General features: G+C 69.0%; 1 pseudogene. It reads right to left on the reverse strand.

Annotated elements, in window-relative coordinates:
* A pseudogene (locus SB751_RS32445) lies at nucleotides 1-215 on the reverse strand (hypothetical protein); the annotation flags it as partial.
* Nucleotides 216-258: the final 43 nt, after the last annotated feature.

A 258-nucleotide genomic window follows, 5' to 3' on the forward strand; every position in this document is an offset into this window, starting at 1 on the left:
GCCGCGACCGCGGGCGGCACATGCGCATAGCCGGCCAGCAGCACGCGCCGCTGCGCGTTGTCGATCAGGTCGACGGTCGCGTCGGCGGCCAAATTGTCATAGGAGAAGTATGTGCCGACCGACGCGGCGTCGGACGGAATGGGGCTGGCGTGGGCGCTCGCCGCGCAGCCGAGCGCGGCGAGAAGAATGGCGGCTGGTCTCATGGCGGGCGCCATTTTAGCGATGCCAATTCGCGTGGCAAGCGCCAGCCGACACGAT

Origin of the sequence: Cupriavidus sp. SIMBA_020, from assembly GCF_046535395.1 — a bacterium.
GTDB lineage: Bacteria > Pseudomonadota > Gammaproteobacteria > Burkholderiales > Burkholderiaceae > Cupriavidus > Cupriavidus campinensis.